Genomic DNA, 15715 nt, shown 5'->3' on the forward strand with positions numbered 1-15715 from the left:
CATGATCTTGGAAGCCGTGCCTGTTGCGCGCCTGGCTCCCCTCAAGCTGGCAGACCGTCACGAATCGGACGTCACGCGACTACGCCGAAGCCCTGGGCACAGCGGGCCCGCCCCGACGCGAAGCCGCGCCCGGGCAGCAGCTACTCCGACCACTTTCGCCCGATTCGCACCCGGGCGGCCGCATTCACGCCCGGGAGTATTTCGGAATTACCGAGGATCGCCACCGGACCCGAATGCCGGAATTCACCGTCCCGCCCCGGTGCCGGCACCCTGGATCGAGCCGATATCCAACCGGAAATCCACCTCCGGCCCCGGCTGGGAACACCGCGTCGCACCGATCCCGCGCAGCATCCGCATCGCCCGCCCGTTCGCGGTCATGACGGACGCGGTGAGCGCGCGCACCCCCTGCCCCTGGATCACCTCCAGCGCGAAGGAGGCGAGCGCCGAGCCGAGCCCGCGCGACTGCCAGGCGTCCTCGACCAGTACGGCGAGCTCGACCACACCGGAATCATGCGTGCACAGAATATTGGTCATGGCGATCACCTTGCGGACATCGCCACCAGGTCCGGTCAGCAGCGTGACGCCCTTCTCGCGGTCGCACAGGCCGGTCCAGGTACTCCGGGACAGCCGTTCGGTCGCGGTGAAATACCTTATCGCCAGGCTCGTCACCGAACATCTGGCGTGCATGCTCTGAACCGCCCGGAAATCCTCGACCCTGGCTGTACGGGTGACGGTGAGACCCCCTGCGGGAAGTCTCGTCAGTCTCGGAAGGTGAATTACCGGGCGGTCGGTGATTTTCTCGGCCGGTACACATTCCAGAAGTGACGAGGCGTGATCCATAAGGCCAGACCATATCGACCGTCCTGACACCTGGCAACCAGCTTCCCGGACTTTACCGTCGGCGCCGCTTTTTCATACCGGCACGGCCCATGCGACACGCATCCGCCTACTCCGTCCGGAGCATTTTTCCCGGTATACGGAACCCTGCCCTCCCTCGGAACGTCTCCTTCCGCCCCTTCACGACTCCGACCCCGGCCCGACGGACCAGCAGCCGACCAGCCCGGCCCGACCCGCAGCCGTCGAAGTCGCTGCCACCGAACCCGCAGCCACCGGACCAGCACCCGTCGGACCAGCACCCGCCGGACCAGCACCCGCCGGACCAGCGGCGACAAGGCTCCGGGCGCAGCCCTGGTGACTGTGCGCAAACAAGCCACTCCGGGTGCGCATACGGACGAAACGCCCTGCGGCGGGCTGGTTAGCGTGATGCCCATCGGCGCCGAGCAGGTCGCGGCGACGGCGAGTTGAGAGCACGTTCGTTCGAACCAGGAAGGTGTGGAATGACGGTAATGGAGACCCTGGAGTCCCCGGTGGCGACCAGCGCCCGTCCGCTCGACAGCGAGGAGATCCTGGCGCGCGCACAGGCACTGGCCCCGGAGTTCCGCCTGCGTTCGGACGAGATCGAGCGCGAGCGGCGGTTACCGGCAGACGTCGTCGAGCTGCTCCGTGGCACCGGTGTCTTCCGGATGGCGATGCCGAAGTCGCTGGGTGGCCCCGAGCTGACCTTCTCCCAGCAGACCCGGGTGATCGAGGCACTGTCGATCGGCGACTCCGCCGTCGGCTGGTGCGGGATGATCGGGATGGACACCTGGGCGTACGCCCGCTGCATGCCGGAGTCGGTGGAGCGTTCGATCATCGACACCCCCGACCTGATCACGGCGGGCATGATCTTCCCCTCCGGCAAGGCCGAGCGGGTGCCGGGCGGCTACCGGGTGTCCGGGCGCTGGAGTTTCGGCAGCGGGATCACGCACTGCGACTGGCTGATCGGCGGGGTACTGGTCCACCAGGACGGCGAGCCCGAGGCGGACCCGGACGGCGGCGCGGTGCACTGGCGGGTCATCATGGGCCGTCCCGAGCAGTTCGAGATCCTCGACACCTGGTACACCACGGGGCTGGCGGGCAGCGGCAGCCGCGACTACCAGGTCACCGACCTCTTCGTCCCCGAGGAGCACACCTTCCGCTTCGGCCACTCGCGCGGCGAGGGCCCGCTGACGGCTCGGGACGCGTTCCTGGGCAACGTCTCCGGTGTCCCGCTGGGCGTCGCCCGTGCGGTGCTCGACCACGTACGGGAGCTGGCCGGCCACAAGGTCGAACGCGTCACCAGCCTGCCGTGGTCGGACAGTTACCGGGTGCAGCTGGCGATCGCGCAGGCCGAGATGGACCTCACGGTCGCCCGCGACGCGGTGTACGCGAGCCTGGACCGGCAGTGGGACCGGCTGGCCGAGGGGCGCGCCGCGACCAAGGACGAGCAGGTCTCCGCCGCCGTCGCCCGGGTCAACGCCTTCCGCACCGCGCGCTCGATCGCGATCCGGATGTCCGACATGGTCGGCACCGCCTCGATCTACCGCACCTCGCCGCTGGAGCGCTGGACCCGGGACCTGCACACCATGTGCCAGCACATCCTGGCGCAGGACCAGGTCCTGCAGTCCGCCGGCGCGCTGCTCCTGGGCAGCACTCCGCTGGCCCCCTTCCCACTGGGTGTCAAGGGCTGACACCCCGGCCCGCACGTACCACGGCCCCAGGTGCGACCGGCCCGTCCCGCCGCCCGTCCCGCCGCCCGGGCGGCGGGACGGGCGGCGGGACGGGCGGCGGGACGGGCGCCCTCCCCGAAACGTCCGACGGCGGCCGCTGCCGCCCTCCGACCAGCAGATCACGACAGCCGAGCCAGAAGAGAATTGGGGAAGTTGATGGCAACGTCGATCGACGTCGCACCCGACAACCGAGTCACCGCCGGTACGCCAACAGCCGGTACGCCCACCGGAGACCGCGCGCCACAGTGGGGTGTCCGGCAGTGGGGCATGCTCATCGTGGTCTGCGGCGCGATGTTTCTGGACGCCCTGGACAACATCATGGTCGGCATCGCCGTGCCGCCGATCAAGGCGGAACTGGGCATGTCGACCGCCTCCGTGCAGTGGGTCGTGAGTTCGTACGTGCTCGGCTTCGGCGGCTTCCTGCTGCTGGGCGGGCGGATGGCCGACCTGCTCGGCCGGCGCCGGGTCTTCCTGGCGGCGGTCGGCGTGTTCGCCGTGGGCTCGTTCGTGGGCGGGATCGCGGGTGACGGCACGGTGCTGATCGTGGCCCGCTTCATCACGGGCGTGGGCGCGGCGTTCACCGCCCCGGCCAGCCTGTCGATCATCGTCACCACCTTCAACGAAGGGCCGCAGCGCAACCGCGCGCTGGGCATCTACACCGCGTGCGGCGCCGTCGGCTACTCCACCGGCGTCATCGCGGGCGGCCTGCTCACCGAGCTGGGCTGGCGCTGGACCTTCTTCCTGCCGGTCGCCGTGGCGCTGGTGGTCCTGGCCGGCGCGATCGCGCTGGTCCCCCGTGACCCGGCCTACACCGGCGGCCCCCGCAACTACGACGTGGTGGGCGCGACCACCGTGACGGCCGCGACTCTGCTGCTGGTCTACGACATCGTCGAGGCACCCACCAAGGGCTGGCTGGCCCCCCGGACGCTCGGCCTGTTCGTCGTCGCGGTGGCACTGTTCGCGGCCTTCGTGGTCACCGAGCGCCGGTCGGCCAGTCCGCTGCTGCGGCTCGGGCTGCTGCGCAACCGTTCGCTGGTGGGGGCGAGCCTGGCCGCCGCCGCGATCCTCGGCACCTACATGAGCTTCCAGTTCATCGGCGGCCTCTACATGCAGTCGCTGCGCGGCTGGTCACCGCTGGAGATGGCCTTCGGCTTCCTGCCGATCGGGCTGCTCATCGCGACCATCGCGCCACGGATCGGCGTCCTGGTCTCGCGCTTCGGCCCGGCTTGGATGATCTTCGCGGGCTTCGTCGCCTACACCGCCTCCTACCTGCTCTTCTGGGGCATCGGCGAGACCTCCTCGTACTGGTGGGCGGTACTGCCGAGCGTGGTGCTGATCGGTGTGGCCTTCCCGTTCTCCTTCCCCGCCGCGAACGTCCTGGCCACCGCCGGGGTGGCCGACGAGGAGCAGGGCCTGGCGGCCGGCGTGCTGCAGACCGGCTACCAGGTCGGTGCCGCCATCGTGCTGGCCGTGGTCAGCGCGACCATGTCGACCGGCGACGCGTCCCAGGGCCACGCGGCCGCGCTCACCAGTTACCACCACGGGATGTACGTCGTCACCGGGATCTCCGTCGTGACCATGCTGGTCGCACTGGTCGCGGCAGTGCGCGGCAACGCCCGGCGGCGCGCCGCCGCGTAACGCGGCCGCACCCACCCACCGGACGCCCTGTCCACCCCGGTTCCAGCGGGTGGACAGGGCGTCCGGTCGTGCCGTAATCCGACGGCGGCGCCTACGATGAGACCCGGGGGCTGTGCGAGGAGGCTGCGATGTCCCGACGACGGCGCTACGCGCTGACGTTCCCCGGCACCCCTGGTGGTCACGCCCCGCAGGATGTGGTCGTGGTGGCGGACACCGGCTCCAGCGGCCCGGGCGGGTACCCGGTCTACGCCGACGCCTCGGGCATCGTCCGCGCCGAGATCAGCGACCTCGGGGAGGTCCGGATGCTGGCCAGCGGCGGACACCAGTCACCGCAGACACCGGTCCACGCCGAACCGCTGCCGTCCGAGCAGCAGGCCGAGCCGGTGGCCACCGAACCGGTGCCCACCGATCGGCATCCCACTGCGGAGTGATCAGCCGAACAGTAATCAGTTCAGCGTAATTAGTTGAGCACTCACGCATCGCTCAAGTAACCTCTCCGGTGTGAACTCTTCCCCGCTCGACGCGGTCGTACGCCTGTGCCGCGCCCAGACCGTGGCGACCAGGCAACTGGACCGCCGGCTCGCCGCCCACGGGATCAGCTTCGGCGACTTCCTGATCCTCACCCACCTGGCCTCGGCCGAGGGCGCCCGGCTGCGCCGGGTTGACCTCGCCGAACGCCTGGGGCTGACACCCTCCGGCGTCACCCGCGCCCTCGGCCCGCTGGAGCGGATCGGGCTGGTCGACCGCCAGTCCGACCCCCGCGACGCCCGAGCCAGCTACGCCTCGCTCAGCGCGCCCGGACGCCGGCTGCTCGCCGACGCGCGCGTCAGCGCCGAGGCGGCGGGCCGGGAGCTGTTCGGCGACGTCGGCGCGGCGGGGGGCGACTGGGACGCAGCCGATCTCGACCTGTTCGCCCGGCTCCTCGCCCGGCTGGGCGGCACGGGCCTGCCGACAACCACCGCCACTCCCCCTCCGACGTGACAGCCACCGCGAGCGACCGAAAGGCTCCACCCGCCATGACCCTGCACACCTTCCGCGTCACCGTCCGGGGACGGTTCGACGGATTGACCGACGCCACCAGGGAGGCGCTGCTCGCGACCGTGGACCAGCACAGCTGGCTGAACTCCGCCTTCACCGAGGCCGGCACCCTCACCTACGGACCCGAGCTGGGCCCGTTCACCTTCCGCTACCAGCTCTCCGCCCCCGAGCAGGACGGCGCGGAGACGGCGACCACCCAGGCGGGGCTGGAGGCCCTCGCCACCCTCGAAGCCCTCGGCTGCGGGCACACCGAGCTGCGTCTCGGGGCGGTCGACATGGACGAGATCCCGATCCGCCGCAAGGGGCGGCGCGCCGTCTGACCACGCCCGGACCCGCCACTCCCGGCTCCCGTAAGGCACTTCCCCGCTCCCAACCCTCACTTGCCCAGAGTTCACCTGATCGGGCGAGGGGTACGGCTCTTCACCGTCCCCCCACAGTCGGCCGACCTACTGTGAGCGCTGATCAACAGGAGGGATCGCAGGGCCGATCCCCGGCGGTCCGGCGCGCCCGCGCCGACCACCCGGCCCCCGATCGCGGGCCGGGGAGAGACGAGGAAAGGCGTGGCACAGGTGCCGCAACCCTTCAAGCTTCCCGAGTTCTACATGCCGTATCCGGCACGGCTCAACCCGCACCTCGAGGCGGCCCGGGAGCACTCCAAGGCCTGGGCCCGGGACTTCCGGATGATCGAGGGCTCGGGCATCTGGGACGAGCACGACTTCGACTCGCACGACTACGCACTGCTCTGCGCCTACACCCACCCGGACTGCTCCAGCGAGGAACTCGCGCTGATCACCGACTGGTACGTCTGGGTCTTCTTCTTCGACGACCACTTCCTCGACATCTTCAAGCGCACCCTGGACACGGCCGGCGCGAAGGCGTACCTCGACCGGCTGCCCGCCTTCATGCCGCTGCGGCCCGGCAGCGCCGTCCCGGCAGCGACCAACCCGGTGGAGGCCGGGCTCGCGGACCTCTGGGCGCGTACCGTCCCCGGCATGTCGGAGAGTTGGCTCACCCGCTTCGCCGAGAGCACCAAGCACCTGCTGGACGAGTCCCTCTGGGAGCTCGCCAACATGAACGCGAGCCGGATCTCGAACCCCGTCGAGTACATCGAGATGCGCCGCAAGGTCGGCGGGGCGCCCTGGTCGGCCGGGCTGGTGGAGCACGCGGCGGGCGCCGAAGTGCCCGCCGCCATCGCGGAGAGCCGCCAGCTGCGGGTGCTCAGGGACACCTTCTCGGACGGGGTGCACCTGCGCAACGACCTCTTCTCCTACGAGCGGGAGATCCAGGAGGAGGGCGAGTTGTCCAACGGGATTCTCGTCCTGGAGCACTTCCTCGGCTGCTCGACCCAGGAGGCGGCCGAGGCGGTGAACGATCTGCTGACCTCGCGGCTCCACCAGTTCGAGCACACCGCCGTCACCGAACTCGCGCCGCTCTTCCAGGAGTTCGCGCTCGACCCGAAGTCCTGCCTCGACGTACTCGCCTACGTCAAGGGGCTCCAGGACTGGCAGTCCGGCGGCCACGAGTGGCACCTGCGCTCCAGCCGCTACATGAACGGCGGCCCGGGCGCCGCCGCGGACCCGACCGGGGTGCTGGGCGGCCCGGTGGGCCTCGGCACCTCGGCGGCCCGGGCGCTGACCTCGCTGGCGGCCTCCATGCCGGCCCGGGCGAGGAGTTTCACCCACATCCCGTTCGAGCAGGTCGGACCGGTCGACCTGCCCGACTTCTACATGCCCTTCACGCTCCGGCTCAGCCCCCACCTGGAGGCGTCCCGCCGCCACACCATCGAGTGGTGCGGAGAGATGGGCATCCTGGACTCGGTCCCCGGGGTGCCCGGATCCGGCATCTGGGACGAACGCCGGGCGGCGGTCATCGATCTGCCGCTGTGCTCCGCCGGCATCCACCCGGACGCGTCCCTCGACGAGTTGAACCTGACCAGCGACTGGCTCGCCTGGGGCACCTACGGGGACGACTACTTCCCCCTGGTGTTCGGCCGGACGTTCAACCTGGCGGGCGCGAAGGCGTGCAACGAGCGCCTCGCCCAGCTGATGCCCATCGACCCCGCCGCCGCCGTCCCCGTCCCGGTCGGCGGGCTGGAACGCGGGCTCGCCGACCTGTGGCGGCGCACGGCGGGCCCGATGGAGCCCGCTGCACGGCGCAAGTTCAAGACCGCCGTCGAGGACATGACGGAGAGCTGGCTCTGGGAGCTCTCCAACCAGATGCAGAATCGTATCCCCGACCCGGTCGACTACATCGAGATGCGCCGCAAGACCTTCGGCTCGGATCTGACGATGAGCCTCTCCCGGCTGGCCCAGGGGCGGACCGTACCGGACGAGGTCTACGCCTCCCGGCCGGTGCAGGCGATGGAGAAGGCGGCGTCGGACTACGCCTGCCTGATCAACGACGTCTTCTCGTACCAGAAGGAGATCCAGTTCGAGGGGGAGATCCACAACGCGATCCTGGTCGTCCAGAACTTCTTCGACTGTGACAGAACCGCCGCTCTCGGCATCGTCAGCGACCTGATGACCGCCCGGATGCGGGAGTTCGAACACCTTGTCTCCACCGAACTACCCGCCATGTACGAGGACTTCGGACTCTCCCCGGAGATCCGCAAGGCCCTCGACGGGTACGCCGACGAGCTGAAGGACTGGCTGGCCGGCATCCTCAACTGGCATCGGCTCTGCCAGCGCTACACGGAGTCCGAACTCCTCGGCCTGGCCGCCCCCGTGGCCGCGCTACTGGGCGGCCCGGTCGGGCTCGGCACCTCCGCCGCCCGCCTCTCCGAGCTGACCGTCGTACCCACCGCAGGCCCGGCCACGCAGTCATCCTGGAGGCTTCCCTCCTCCCAGGACAGTTGGCGGCCGAGGCAGCCGGCGGCCGCCCTACCGCACTGAGGGTGACGAGCCGGGAGCCGTGGCTCCCGGCTCGCACCGGCCGGGTTCCTGGGCCGCGACGAGCTGGTCGGCCAACGCCGTCCGGTAGTACAGGACAGAGGGCCCGGAACGGCGGCGGTCGACCAGACGCGCCTCCAGCAGCACCTTCAGGTGGTCCCCGACCGTGCCCAGGCCGAGGCCGGTGAGTGCGGCGAGCTGGCTGGTACTTCGGGGCGGGTCGGTCCGGGCGAGGATCTCGGCGCGCGAGGCGCCCAGTAGCCGGGCGAGCGCCGTCGGAGCGGCGGCGGCCGGGCCCGGCTCGGCCAGCAGGCCGGAGGCCGGGTAGATCACGGCATAGCGGGCGGGCAGGTCGAACGCGACCCAGCCCCGGCGGGCGCTGCTCGGGATGAAGAGCAGCTCGGCACCGGACAGCTCACGGGTCGGCCGGTCGGAGAGGTTGATCCGCAGCCGGCCGTCGCCCAGCCAGCGCAGATTCGGGATCAGCTCCTCGATCGCCGAGGCCCAACCCTGCTGGCCCAGCCGGTGGATGCGGCTGACCACGTCGGCCTCGAAGATCCTGGCACGCCGTGGCCAGTCGGCCCGTACGCACTGCTCCCAGACCCACTCCAGCAGGTCGGCGATCATCGGAGCCAGGTCGGGCCGGTCCAGTTCGGCCGGCAGTGTGCCTCCGCAGGAGATGGCGACATCGGCCCGAGCCGCCTCCGGCGGGGTCGCGCGGAGCCGCCCGAGCTCCTGCTCGAAGGTGACCTCTCCCAGGCACGGCGGCATGCCGACGAAGTCGGGCATCCACCGGGAGCGGAGCACCGATTCCACCCAGGCACGCGCGAACGCGTCCCCCGCCAGCCGCCGCCGGTAGGCCGGCAGGTGCCCGGCCAACCACGGCCGCTGCCACGGTTCGGGCCGCTCGTCGCTGAGGACACCCAGCGCCGCGACGGTCTCGACCAGCGGTGACAGCACGAAGCGGCTCCGCGCCAGCACGTCCGCGTCGACCAGCCACAACCCCATACCTTTCGCCTCCCGCCGAAACAGTAGGGCGCAGCCGGTCCCGAGATCCACTCTTGGCGCCATGCGTACGTACCGAGAGCTCTTCCAAGTACCCGAGTTCACCCCGCTGTTCGCCGCCGTGTCGTGCATGGTGGCAGGGGGGACGGTGACCGGCCTCGCGCTGGCCACCCTGGTCTTCGACCGGACCGGATCGGCCCTGCTGGCCGCCGTCAGCATGTTCGGCGCCTCGTTCGCCCAGGTGATCGGCGCGACCACCCTGCTGTCGGTGGGCGACCACCTGCCGCCCCGGCGGACCACGGTGACACTCGCGCTCGTCTTCGCGGCGGCGGCCCTGGCCCTCTCGCTGCCCGGCACCAGCGTCCCGGTGGCGCTGGCGATCGTGCTGGCCGTCGGCTTCGTCAACTCGATCGGTGGCGCGGTCCGTTGGGGCCTGGTCAGCGAGATCCTCCCCGAGGACGGCTACCTCCTCGGGCGGTCCGTCCTGAGCATGGCCTCCGGCGTGGTGCAGATCCTGGGCAACGGCGTGGGCGCCGCCGTGCTGCACTTCGTCTCACCACGCGCCGCGCTGGTGCTCAGCGCCTGCCTGTACCTCGCCGGGGCGCTGGTGACCCGCCTCGGACTCACCCGCCGCCCGGCCCGGGCGGCCGGGCGGGCGTCGGTACGCCAGACCTGGCGCGTCAACCGGCAGTTGCTGTCCGACCGGGCGGTGCGGCGGGTGTACTGCGGGCTCTGGGTGCCGAACGGGCTGGTGGTCGGGGCCGAGGCGCTCTTCGTCCCGTACGCGGGAGCATCGGCCGGGGCCCTGTTCATGGCCGGAGCGCTCGGCATGCTGGTCGGCGACACGGCGATGGGCCGGTTCGTACCGCAGCGCTGGCGGCGGGTGCTGATCACGGCGCTGCCACTCCTGATGGCCGCGCCCTACCTGCTGTTCCTGCTCGGGCCGGGCATACCCGAGGCCGTACTGCTGGTGGGCGTGGCCTCCGTCGGCTTCAGCACCAGCCTCCTGTTGCAGGACCGGCTGGTCACCCTCGTCCCGGCGGAGGTCCGTGGGCAGGCGCTCGGCCTGCACTCCTCCGGCATGCTCACCATGCAGGCCGTCTGCGCGGCCGTGGCCGGCGCGGTCGCGGGGCAGTTGTCACCCGCGACCACAATGGCGCTGATGGCGGGCCTGTCGGTGCTGGTGACCGCCGCACTCGCCCCCGGTTTCCGCCGACGACCCGAGCCGGTGAGAACTCAGACGTTGACGCCGAAGTCCAGCGCGATCCCGCGCAGTCCGGAGGCGTAACCCTGGCCCACGGCGCGGAACTTCCACTCCGCGCCGTACCGGTAGAGCTCGCCGAAGACCATGGCCGTCTCGGTCGAGGCGTCCTCGGTCAGGTCGTAGCGGGCCAGTTCGCGGCCGTCGGCCCGGTTGACCACCCGGATGTAGGCGTTGCGGACCTGACCGAACGTCTGGCCACGGGTGTCGGCCTCGTAGATGGAGACCGGGAAGACGACCTTGGCGACGTCTGCGGGCACCAACGCCAGGTCGACGTTGATGGTCTCGTCGTCGGCGTCCCCGGTGCCACCGGCCAGCTCGTCGCCGGTGTGCTGGACCGAACCGTCCGGGCTGGTCAGGTTGTTGAAGAAGACGAAATGCAAGTCCGACAGCACCTTGCCGGTCGGCCCGCACAGCAGCGCGCTGGCGTCGAGGTCGTAGTCGGCACCGGTGGTGGTACGCGCCTGCCAGCCCAGACCGATCGAGACGGCCGCCAGGCCCGGGGCCTCCTTGGTGAGCGAGACGTTGCCGCCCTTGGCCAGTGTGACTCCCACGGTCCCCTCCTGGGTGATACCGGCCCGGCTCCGTGGAGCCCGGCGCCCTGCACGACGGAAATCAGAAATCTACAGCACTGTAGAGACATTGCGCGACGACCGTACCGGCCTTTCCACCGGCCGCGCGGACGCTCTTGAGAGCCGCCCCTCCACCGTTACTTCGGCCCACCACCCGAGGGAGACCCTTTGGCCGTTCCGGACCTCTTGTCGCTACGCCGAGCGCACCCCGCCGCCCGTCAGGCCCCGGCGAGCGCGGCGAGCAGGGCTTCGGCCACCGGCTCGGGGCCCGAGGTGAGTTCCAGGGTCAGCCCGGCCGCGGCGGGTGCGTCCAGCAGCGCGAGCAGGGCGTGCGCCACGTCGTCCCGGGGGACGGAGCCCAGCGGCAGCGGCGGGGCGGCGAGGCGGACCAGCCCGGTGCCGGGGTCGTCGGTGAGCGGGCCGGGGCGCAGCACCGTCCAGTCCAGCCGGCGGGCGCGAAGGTCGTCCTCGGCGGCCGACTTGGCGCGCAGGTAGCTCGCGAACTCCGGGTCCGTGCCGGGGGCGTCCGCGCTGTCGAGGCCCATCGTGCTGATCATCAGATATCTGCGGACACCGGCCAGTTCGGCGGCATCGGCGAGCAGCGCTGCAGCGGCCCGGTCCACCGTGTCCTTCCGGCCGATCCCGCTGGCGGGGCCCGCCCCGGCGGCGAAGACCACGGCGTCGGCCCCGCGCAGGTGCTCGGCGAGGCCGGCCGGGGAGATCGACTCGAGGTCGCACACGACGGCCCGGGCACCGAGGGCCGCCAGGTCCGCCGCCTGCGCGGCCTTGCGGATCAGCCCGGTCGCGGAGTCGCCGCGAGCGGTGAGCAGCCGTTCCAGCCGGAGCGCGATCTTGCCGTGACCACCCGCGATGACAACGTCCATGGGCCCGACGCTACCCGGCGGCCGAGCGCCGGGTAGCCGGGCCACCGCCGAACGGGTCAAGTCAGGTCAGCCCTGGTCAGTCGACGGGCGCCTTCTCGCGCAGCACCTGGACGAAGGCCCGCATCCAGCCCGGGTGGTCCGGCCAGGCGCGGGCGGAGACCAGGACGCCGTCCACCACGGCCTCGCTGTCCACGAACCCGGCGCCGCCGGCCGCGACATCGGGCTCAAGCGCGGGGTAGGCGGCCGTCCGCCGTCCGTCCAGGGCGCCGGTCGCGAGGGTGATCAGCGGACCGTGGCAGATCTGCGCGACCGGCTTGTCGAGCTCGAAGAAGTGGTCGACGATCCGCTTGACCTCGGGGTTGTTGCGCAGGTACTCGGGCGCCCGGCCGCCGGGCAGCACCAGGGCGACGTACTCCGCCGGGTCCACCTCGGCGAACGCCTTGTCGGCGGGCCAGGTGTAACCGGGCTTCTCGGTGTAGGTGTCGAAGCCGTCCACGAAGTCGTGGACCACGAACTGGAGCGTCTTGCGGCTGGGCGCCGCCACGTCCACCTCGTAGCCCTCCTCCAGCAGCCGCTGGTAGGGGTAGAAGACCTCCAGCGACTCGGCCGCGTCGCCGGTGACGATCAGGATCTTGGCTGCCATGCCCGGGTACCACCCCTCCGTTCGCCCACGCGGTGTGGGCCCGGCCACACCCTGCCCGCTGACGGACCGTTAGGCAATGAGGCGCACGCCCGGTCCGGTGCACGCGCCCCCACGTGCGCCCCCTCCGTTCACGTGCCCCGCCCACCGAACCGGTGTGCCGCATGGGGTGCAGGAGCCACCGGGGAGGGGCAGGGTTGGGGTGTGGCTATCGAAGAACGCGGCGCGGGCACCCTGCGACTCGGCACGGTACGGGGACGGTGGGTGCTGCTCGCCACGGCGCTCGGCTCCGGGATGGCGATGCTCGACGGCACGGTGGTCAACGTCGCGCTGCCCAGGATCGGCAAGGATCTGGGGGCTTCGATCGCCGCCCTGCAGTGGGTGGTCAACGCCTACCTGCTCACCCTCGCGGGGCTGATCCTGCTCGGCGGCTCGCTCGGCGACCGCTTCGGCAGGCGCCGGGTCTTCGTGATCGGCGTCGGCTGGTTCGCGGCGGCCTCGGCGCTCTGCGCGATCGCGCCGACCGTCGAGGTGCTGATCGCGGCGCGCGCCCTGCAGGGGATCGGCGGCGCGCTGCTCACCCCGGGCTCGCTCGCCATGCTGCAGGCCACCTTCCACCCGGACGACCGCTCCGGCGCGGTCGGCGTCTGGTCGGGGCTCGGCGGCGTGGCGGCGGCGGTCGGGCCGTTCCTGGGCGGCTGGCTGGTGCAGGGCCCGGGCTGGCGCTGGATCTTCCTGCTGAACGTCCCGCTCGCCCTGGTGGTGGTCCTGGTGGCCACCCGCCACGTCCCGGAGAGCCGGGACGAGACGGCGTCCGGGCACTTCGACGTCCGGGGCGCGGTCCTGGCCGCCCTCGCCCTCGGCGGGGTGACGTACGCGCTGACGGAGGGCGGCAGGGGGCTGTCGGCGGTGGCGGGCGTGGCGGGCCTCGCACTGGGCGCGGCCTTCGTACTGGCCGAGCGCCGCAGTCCGGACCCGATGCTGCCGCTGGAGCTGTTCCGCTCGCGGGTGTTCACCACCGTAAACCTGGTCACGCTCTGCGTGTACGGGGCGTTCAGCGGGATCTTCCTGCTGCTCACGGTGCAGCTGCAGATCGTGTCGGGCTTCCAGCCGCTCACCTCCGGGCTCGCCCTGCTGCCGATCACCATGCTGATGCTGGCGTTCTCCGGCCGGGCCGGGCAGCTGGGCCGCCGGATCGGGCCGAGGCTGCCGCTCACCGTCGGGCCGGCGCTCTGCGCGGCGGGCGTGCTGCTGATGCTGCGGATCGGGCCCGGCGCCTCGTACTGGACGGACGTGCTGCCCGCCGTGGCGGTGATGGGCTCGGGGATGACCCTGCTGGTGGCCCCGCTGACGGCGACCGTGCTGGCTGCGGTGGAGGTCCGCCGGGCCGGCATCGCGAGCGGCGTGAACAACGCCGCCGCCCGCGCCGCCGGACTGCTCGCGGTCGCCGCACTACCCGCGCTGGCGGGCCTGAGCGGCGAGGCCTACCAGATCCCCGCCCGGGTGGACAGCGCCTTCAGGACCGCGATGCTGATCTGCGCGGGCCTGCTCGCCACCGGGGGCCTGCTGGCCTTCACCACCATCCGCAACGACGCGCTGACCCCGGACCACCCGGTCGCCGAGCCCGACTGCGAGTGGTACTGCGGCCCGACCACTCCCCCACTCGAGTCCGACCACGAATAGGCAGAGCAGGAGGGGTGCGGGGCACTCTGCCCCGCACCCCTCACGTCTGCCCGAACCTAGAGAATGTCGCCCGGCGCGTACTTCGCCGCCTCCGGGTACGCGCCCGCGACGGCCTCGATCCGCCGCACGACCTCCGCGACCTGCGCACCCGCCGCGCCGGTGAACGAGATCCGGTCGGCGAGCAGCGCGTCCAGCGCGGCCCGGTCGAGCGGCATCCGGTCGTCCGCCGCGATCCGGTCGAGCATCGCGTTCTCGCGGACGCCCTCCCGCATGGCGAGCGCCGCCGCGACGGCGTGCTCCTTGATGACCTCGTGCGCGGTCTCGCGGCCGACACCGACCCGCACCGCGCCCATCAGGACCTTGGTGGTGGCGAGGAACGGCAGGTAGCGATCCAGCTCGGCCTCGATGACGGCCGGGAAGGCGCCGAACTCGTCGAGGACGGTCAGGAAGGTCTCCAGCAGACCGTCGAACGCGAAGAACGCGTCCGGCAGGGCGACCCGGCGGACCACCGAGCAGGAGACGTCACCCTCGTTCCACTGGTCGCCGCCCAGCTCGGCGGTCATCGAGGCGTAACCCCGGATGATCACGGCGAGGCCGTTGACGCGCTCGCAGGAGCGGGTGTTCATCTTGTGCGGCATCGCGGACGAGCCGACCTGGCCGGCCTTGAAGCCCTCGGTGACCAGCTCGTGCCCGGCCATCAGGCGGATGGTCTTGGCGAGGCTGGACGGCGCGGCGGAGAGCTGGACGAGGGCGGTGACGACCTCGAAGTCCAGCGAGCGCGGGTAGACCTGGCCGACACTGGTGAACACGTTGTCGAAGCCGAGGTGGCCGGCGACGCGCTGCTCCAGCTCGGCGAGCTTCTCGGCATCGCCGCCCAGCAGGTCGAGCATGTCCTGGGCGGTGCCGACCGGGCCCTTGATCCCGCGCAGCGGGTAGCGGGCGATCAGCTCCTCGAGGCGGTTGAAGGCGACCAGCAGCTCGTCGGCGGTGGTCGCGAAGCGCTTGCCGAGCGTGGTGGCCTGGGCGGCGACGTTGTGCGACCGGCCGGCCATCACCAGCTCGGCGTGCTGGGCGGCCAGCTTGCCGAGGCGGACCAGCACCGCGACCGTACGGTCCCGGACGTGCTCCAGGGACTGCCGGATCTGCAGCTGCTCGACGTTCTCGGTGAGGTCCCGAGAGGTCATGCCCTTGTGGATCTGCTCGTGGCCGGCGAGGTCGCTGAACTCCTCGATCCGGGCCTTGACGTCGTGCCGGGTGATCCGCTCGCGGGCGGCGATCGAGTCCAGGTCGACCTGGTCGATCACTCGCTCGTAGTCGGCGACAGCGGTGGCCGGCACCTCGATGCCGAGGTCCTGCTGTGCCTTCAGGACGGCGAGCCAGAGGTGGCGCTCAAGGACCACCTTGTGCTCGGGGGACCACAGTTGAGCCAGGGTCGCCGAGGCGTACCGGGAGGCCAGGACATTGGGGATCTGGGGCTTCGCGCTCACGCTTCGCAAGCCTAACAGTCCAGGTCAGCCC

14 protein-coding genes are annotated in these 15715 nt (G+C 71.6%); 8 read left to right on the top strand and 6 right to left on the bottom strand.

Features of this window, described 5'->3' with window-relative positions; translation table 11 throughout:
• Nucleotides 1-243 precede the first annotated feature (243 nt).
• Nucleotides 244-840, bottom strand: a complete 597-nt coding sequence (locus P3T29_RS28305; RefSeq protein WP_280719509.1) for a GNAT family N-acetyltransferase — start codon at nucleotides 838-840, stop codon at nucleotides 244-246.
• Nucleotides 841-1337: 497 nt separating this feature from the next.
• Between P3T29_RS28305 and P3T29_RS28310 the strand changes: the two genes are divergently transcribed.
• The 6 genes from P3T29_RS28310 (at nucleotide 1338) to P3T29_RS28335 (ending at nucleotide 8155) form a co-directional block, all read left to right on the top strand.
• On the top strand, nucleotides 1338-2549 hold the full coding sequence (locus P3T29_RS28310) for an acyl-CoA dehydrogenase family protein (protein ID WP_280719510.1): 1212 nt from the start codon (nucleotides 1338-1340) through the stop codon (nucleotides 2547-2549).
• A gap of 195 nt (nucleotides 2550-2744) precedes the next feature.
• Complete coding sequence (locus tag P3T29_RS28315; RefSeq protein ID WP_280719511.1) at nucleotides 2745-4226, top strand: MFS transporter; 1482 nt, start codon at nucleotides 2745-2747, stop codon at nucleotides 4224-4226.
• A gap of 128 nt (nucleotides 4227-4354) precedes the next feature.
• On the top strand, nucleotides 4355-4657 hold the full coding sequence (locus P3T29_RS28320) for a DUF6296 family protein (RefSeq protein ID WP_280719512.1): 303 nt from the start codon (nucleotides 4355-4357) through the stop codon (nucleotides 4655-4657).
• Nucleotides 4658-4727: 70 nt separating this feature from the next.
• Complete coding sequence (locus P3T29_RS28325) at nucleotides 4728-5207, top strand: MarR family transcriptional regulator (protein WP_280719513.1); 480 nt, start codon at nucleotides 4728-4730, stop codon at nucleotides 5205-5207.
• A gap of 35 nt (nucleotides 5208-5242) precedes the next feature.
• Nucleotides 5243-5584: a DUF6204 family protein gene (locus P3T29_RS28330; RefSeq protein WP_280719514.1), complete on the top strand. Its 342-nt coding sequence runs from the start codon at nucleotides 5243-5245 to the stop codon at nucleotides 5582-5584.
• 249 nt (nucleotides 5585-5833) lie between these two features.
• Nucleotides 5834-8155 carry a family 2 encapsulin nanocompartment cargo protein terpene cyclase gene (locus tag P3T29_RS28335; RefSeq protein ID WP_280719559.1) on the top strand — a complete coding sequence of 774 codons (2322 nt, stop codon included), beginning with the start codon at nucleotides 5834-5836 and terminating at the stop codon, nucleotides 8153-8155.
• On the opposite strand, the gene P3T29_RS28340 is transcribed toward P3T29_RS28335, so the two are convergent.
• Nucleotides 8144-9160, bottom strand: coding sequence for a winged helix-turn-helix domain-containing protein (locus P3T29_RS28340; protein WP_280719515.1), 1017 nt, complete (start codon nucleotides 9158-9160; stop codon nucleotides 8144-8146). The genes P3T29_RS28335 and P3T29_RS28340 overlap by 12 nt on opposite strands.
• A gap of 61 nt (nucleotides 9161-9221) precedes the next feature.
• Between P3T29_RS28340 and P3T29_RS28345 the strand changes: the two genes are divergently transcribed.
• Nucleotides 9222-10445, top strand: coding sequence for an MFS transporter (locus tag P3T29_RS28345; RefSeq protein ID WP_280719516.1), 1224 nt, complete (start codon nucleotides 9222-9224; stop codon nucleotides 10443-10445).
• Here the strand turns inward: P3T29_RS28345 and P3T29_RS28350 are convergent.
• The 3 genes from P3T29_RS28350 to P3T29_RS28360 form a co-directional block, all read right to left on the bottom strand.
• On the bottom strand, nucleotides 10394-10972 hold the full coding sequence (locus P3T29_RS28350; protein WP_280719517.1) for a TerD family protein: 579 nt from the start codon (nucleotides 10970-10972) through the stop codon (nucleotides 10394-10396). The genes P3T29_RS28345 and P3T29_RS28350 overlap by 52 nt on opposite strands.
• 236 nt (nucleotides 10973-11208) lie before the next feature.
• Nucleotides 11209-11874 carry an NAD(P)H-binding protein gene (locus P3T29_RS28355; RefSeq protein WP_280719518.1) on the bottom strand — a complete coding sequence of 222 codons (666 nt, stop codon included), beginning with the start codon at nucleotides 11872-11874 and terminating at the stop codon, nucleotides 11209-11211.
• Nucleotides 11875-11950: 76 nt separating this feature from the next.
• Nucleotides 11951-12517 (bottom strand): DJ-1/PfpI family protein, encoded by a 567-nt coding sequence (locus P3T29_RS28360; RefSeq protein ID WP_280719519.1) that lies wholly within the window; start codon nucleotides 12515-12517, stop codon nucleotides 11951-11953.
• Nucleotides 12518-12718: 201 nt separating this feature from the next.
• Between P3T29_RS28360 and P3T29_RS28365 the strand changes: the two genes are divergently transcribed.
• Complete coding sequence (locus tag P3T29_RS28365) at nucleotides 12719-14197, top strand: MFS transporter (RefSeq protein ID WP_280719520.1); 1479 nt, start codon at nucleotides 12719-12721, stop codon at nucleotides 14195-14197.
• A gap of 56 nt (nucleotides 14198-14253) precedes the next feature.
• On the opposite strand, the gene purB is transcribed toward P3T29_RS28365, so the two are convergent.
• Entirely contained in the window at nucleotides 14254-15693 is a 1440-nt protein-coding gene (purB, locus tag P3T29_RS28370; RefSeq protein ID WP_280719521.1) for an adenylosuccinate lyase, read from the bottom strand.
• Nucleotides 15694-15715: the final 22 nt, after the last annotated feature.

Origin of the sequence: Kitasatospora sp. MAP5-34, assembly GCF_029894335.1 — a bacterium.
GTDB lineage: Bacteria > Actinomycetota > Actinomycetes > Streptomycetales > Streptomycetaceae > Kitasatospora.

Excerpts from the sequence above, each read along its gene's own strand:
- P3T29_RS28305 (WP_280719509.1), bottom strand. The coding sequence starts at position 840 with ATGGATCACGCCTCGTCACTTCTGGAATGTGTACCGGCCGAGAAAATC.
- P3T29_RS28310 (WP_280719510.1), top strand. The coding sequence starts at position 1,338 with ATGACGGTAATGGAGACCCTGGAGTCCCCGGTGGCGACCAGCGCCCGT.
- P3T29_RS28315 (WP_280719511.1), top strand. The coding sequence starts at position 2,745 with ATGGCAACGTCGATCGACGTCGCACCCGACAACCGAGTCACCGCCGGT.
- P3T29_RS28320 (WP_280719512.1), top strand. The coding sequence starts at position 4,355 with ATGTCCCGACGACGGCGCTACGCGCTGACGTTCCCCGGCACCCCTGGT.
- P3T29_RS28330 (WP_280719514.1), top strand. The coding sequence starts at position 5,243 with ATGACCCTGCACACCTTCCGCGTCACCGTCCGGGGACGGTTCGACGGA.
- P3T29_RS28340 (WP_280719515.1), bottom strand. The coding sequence starts at position 9,160 with ATGGGGTTGTGGCTGGTCGACGCGGACGTGCTGGCGCGGAGCCGCTTC.
- P3T29_RS28345 (WP_280719516.1), top strand. The coding sequence starts at position 9,222 with ATGCGTACGTACCGAGAGCTCTTCCAAGTACCCGAGTTCACCCCGCTG.
- P3T29_RS28355 (WP_280719518.1), bottom strand. The coding sequence starts at position 11,874 with ATGGACGTTGTCATCGCGGGTGGTCACGGCAAGATCGCGCTCCGGCTG.
- P3T29_RS28360 (WP_280719519.1), bottom strand. The coding sequence starts at position 12,517 with ATGGCAGCCAAGATCCTGATCGTCACCGGCGACGCGGCCGAGTCGCTG.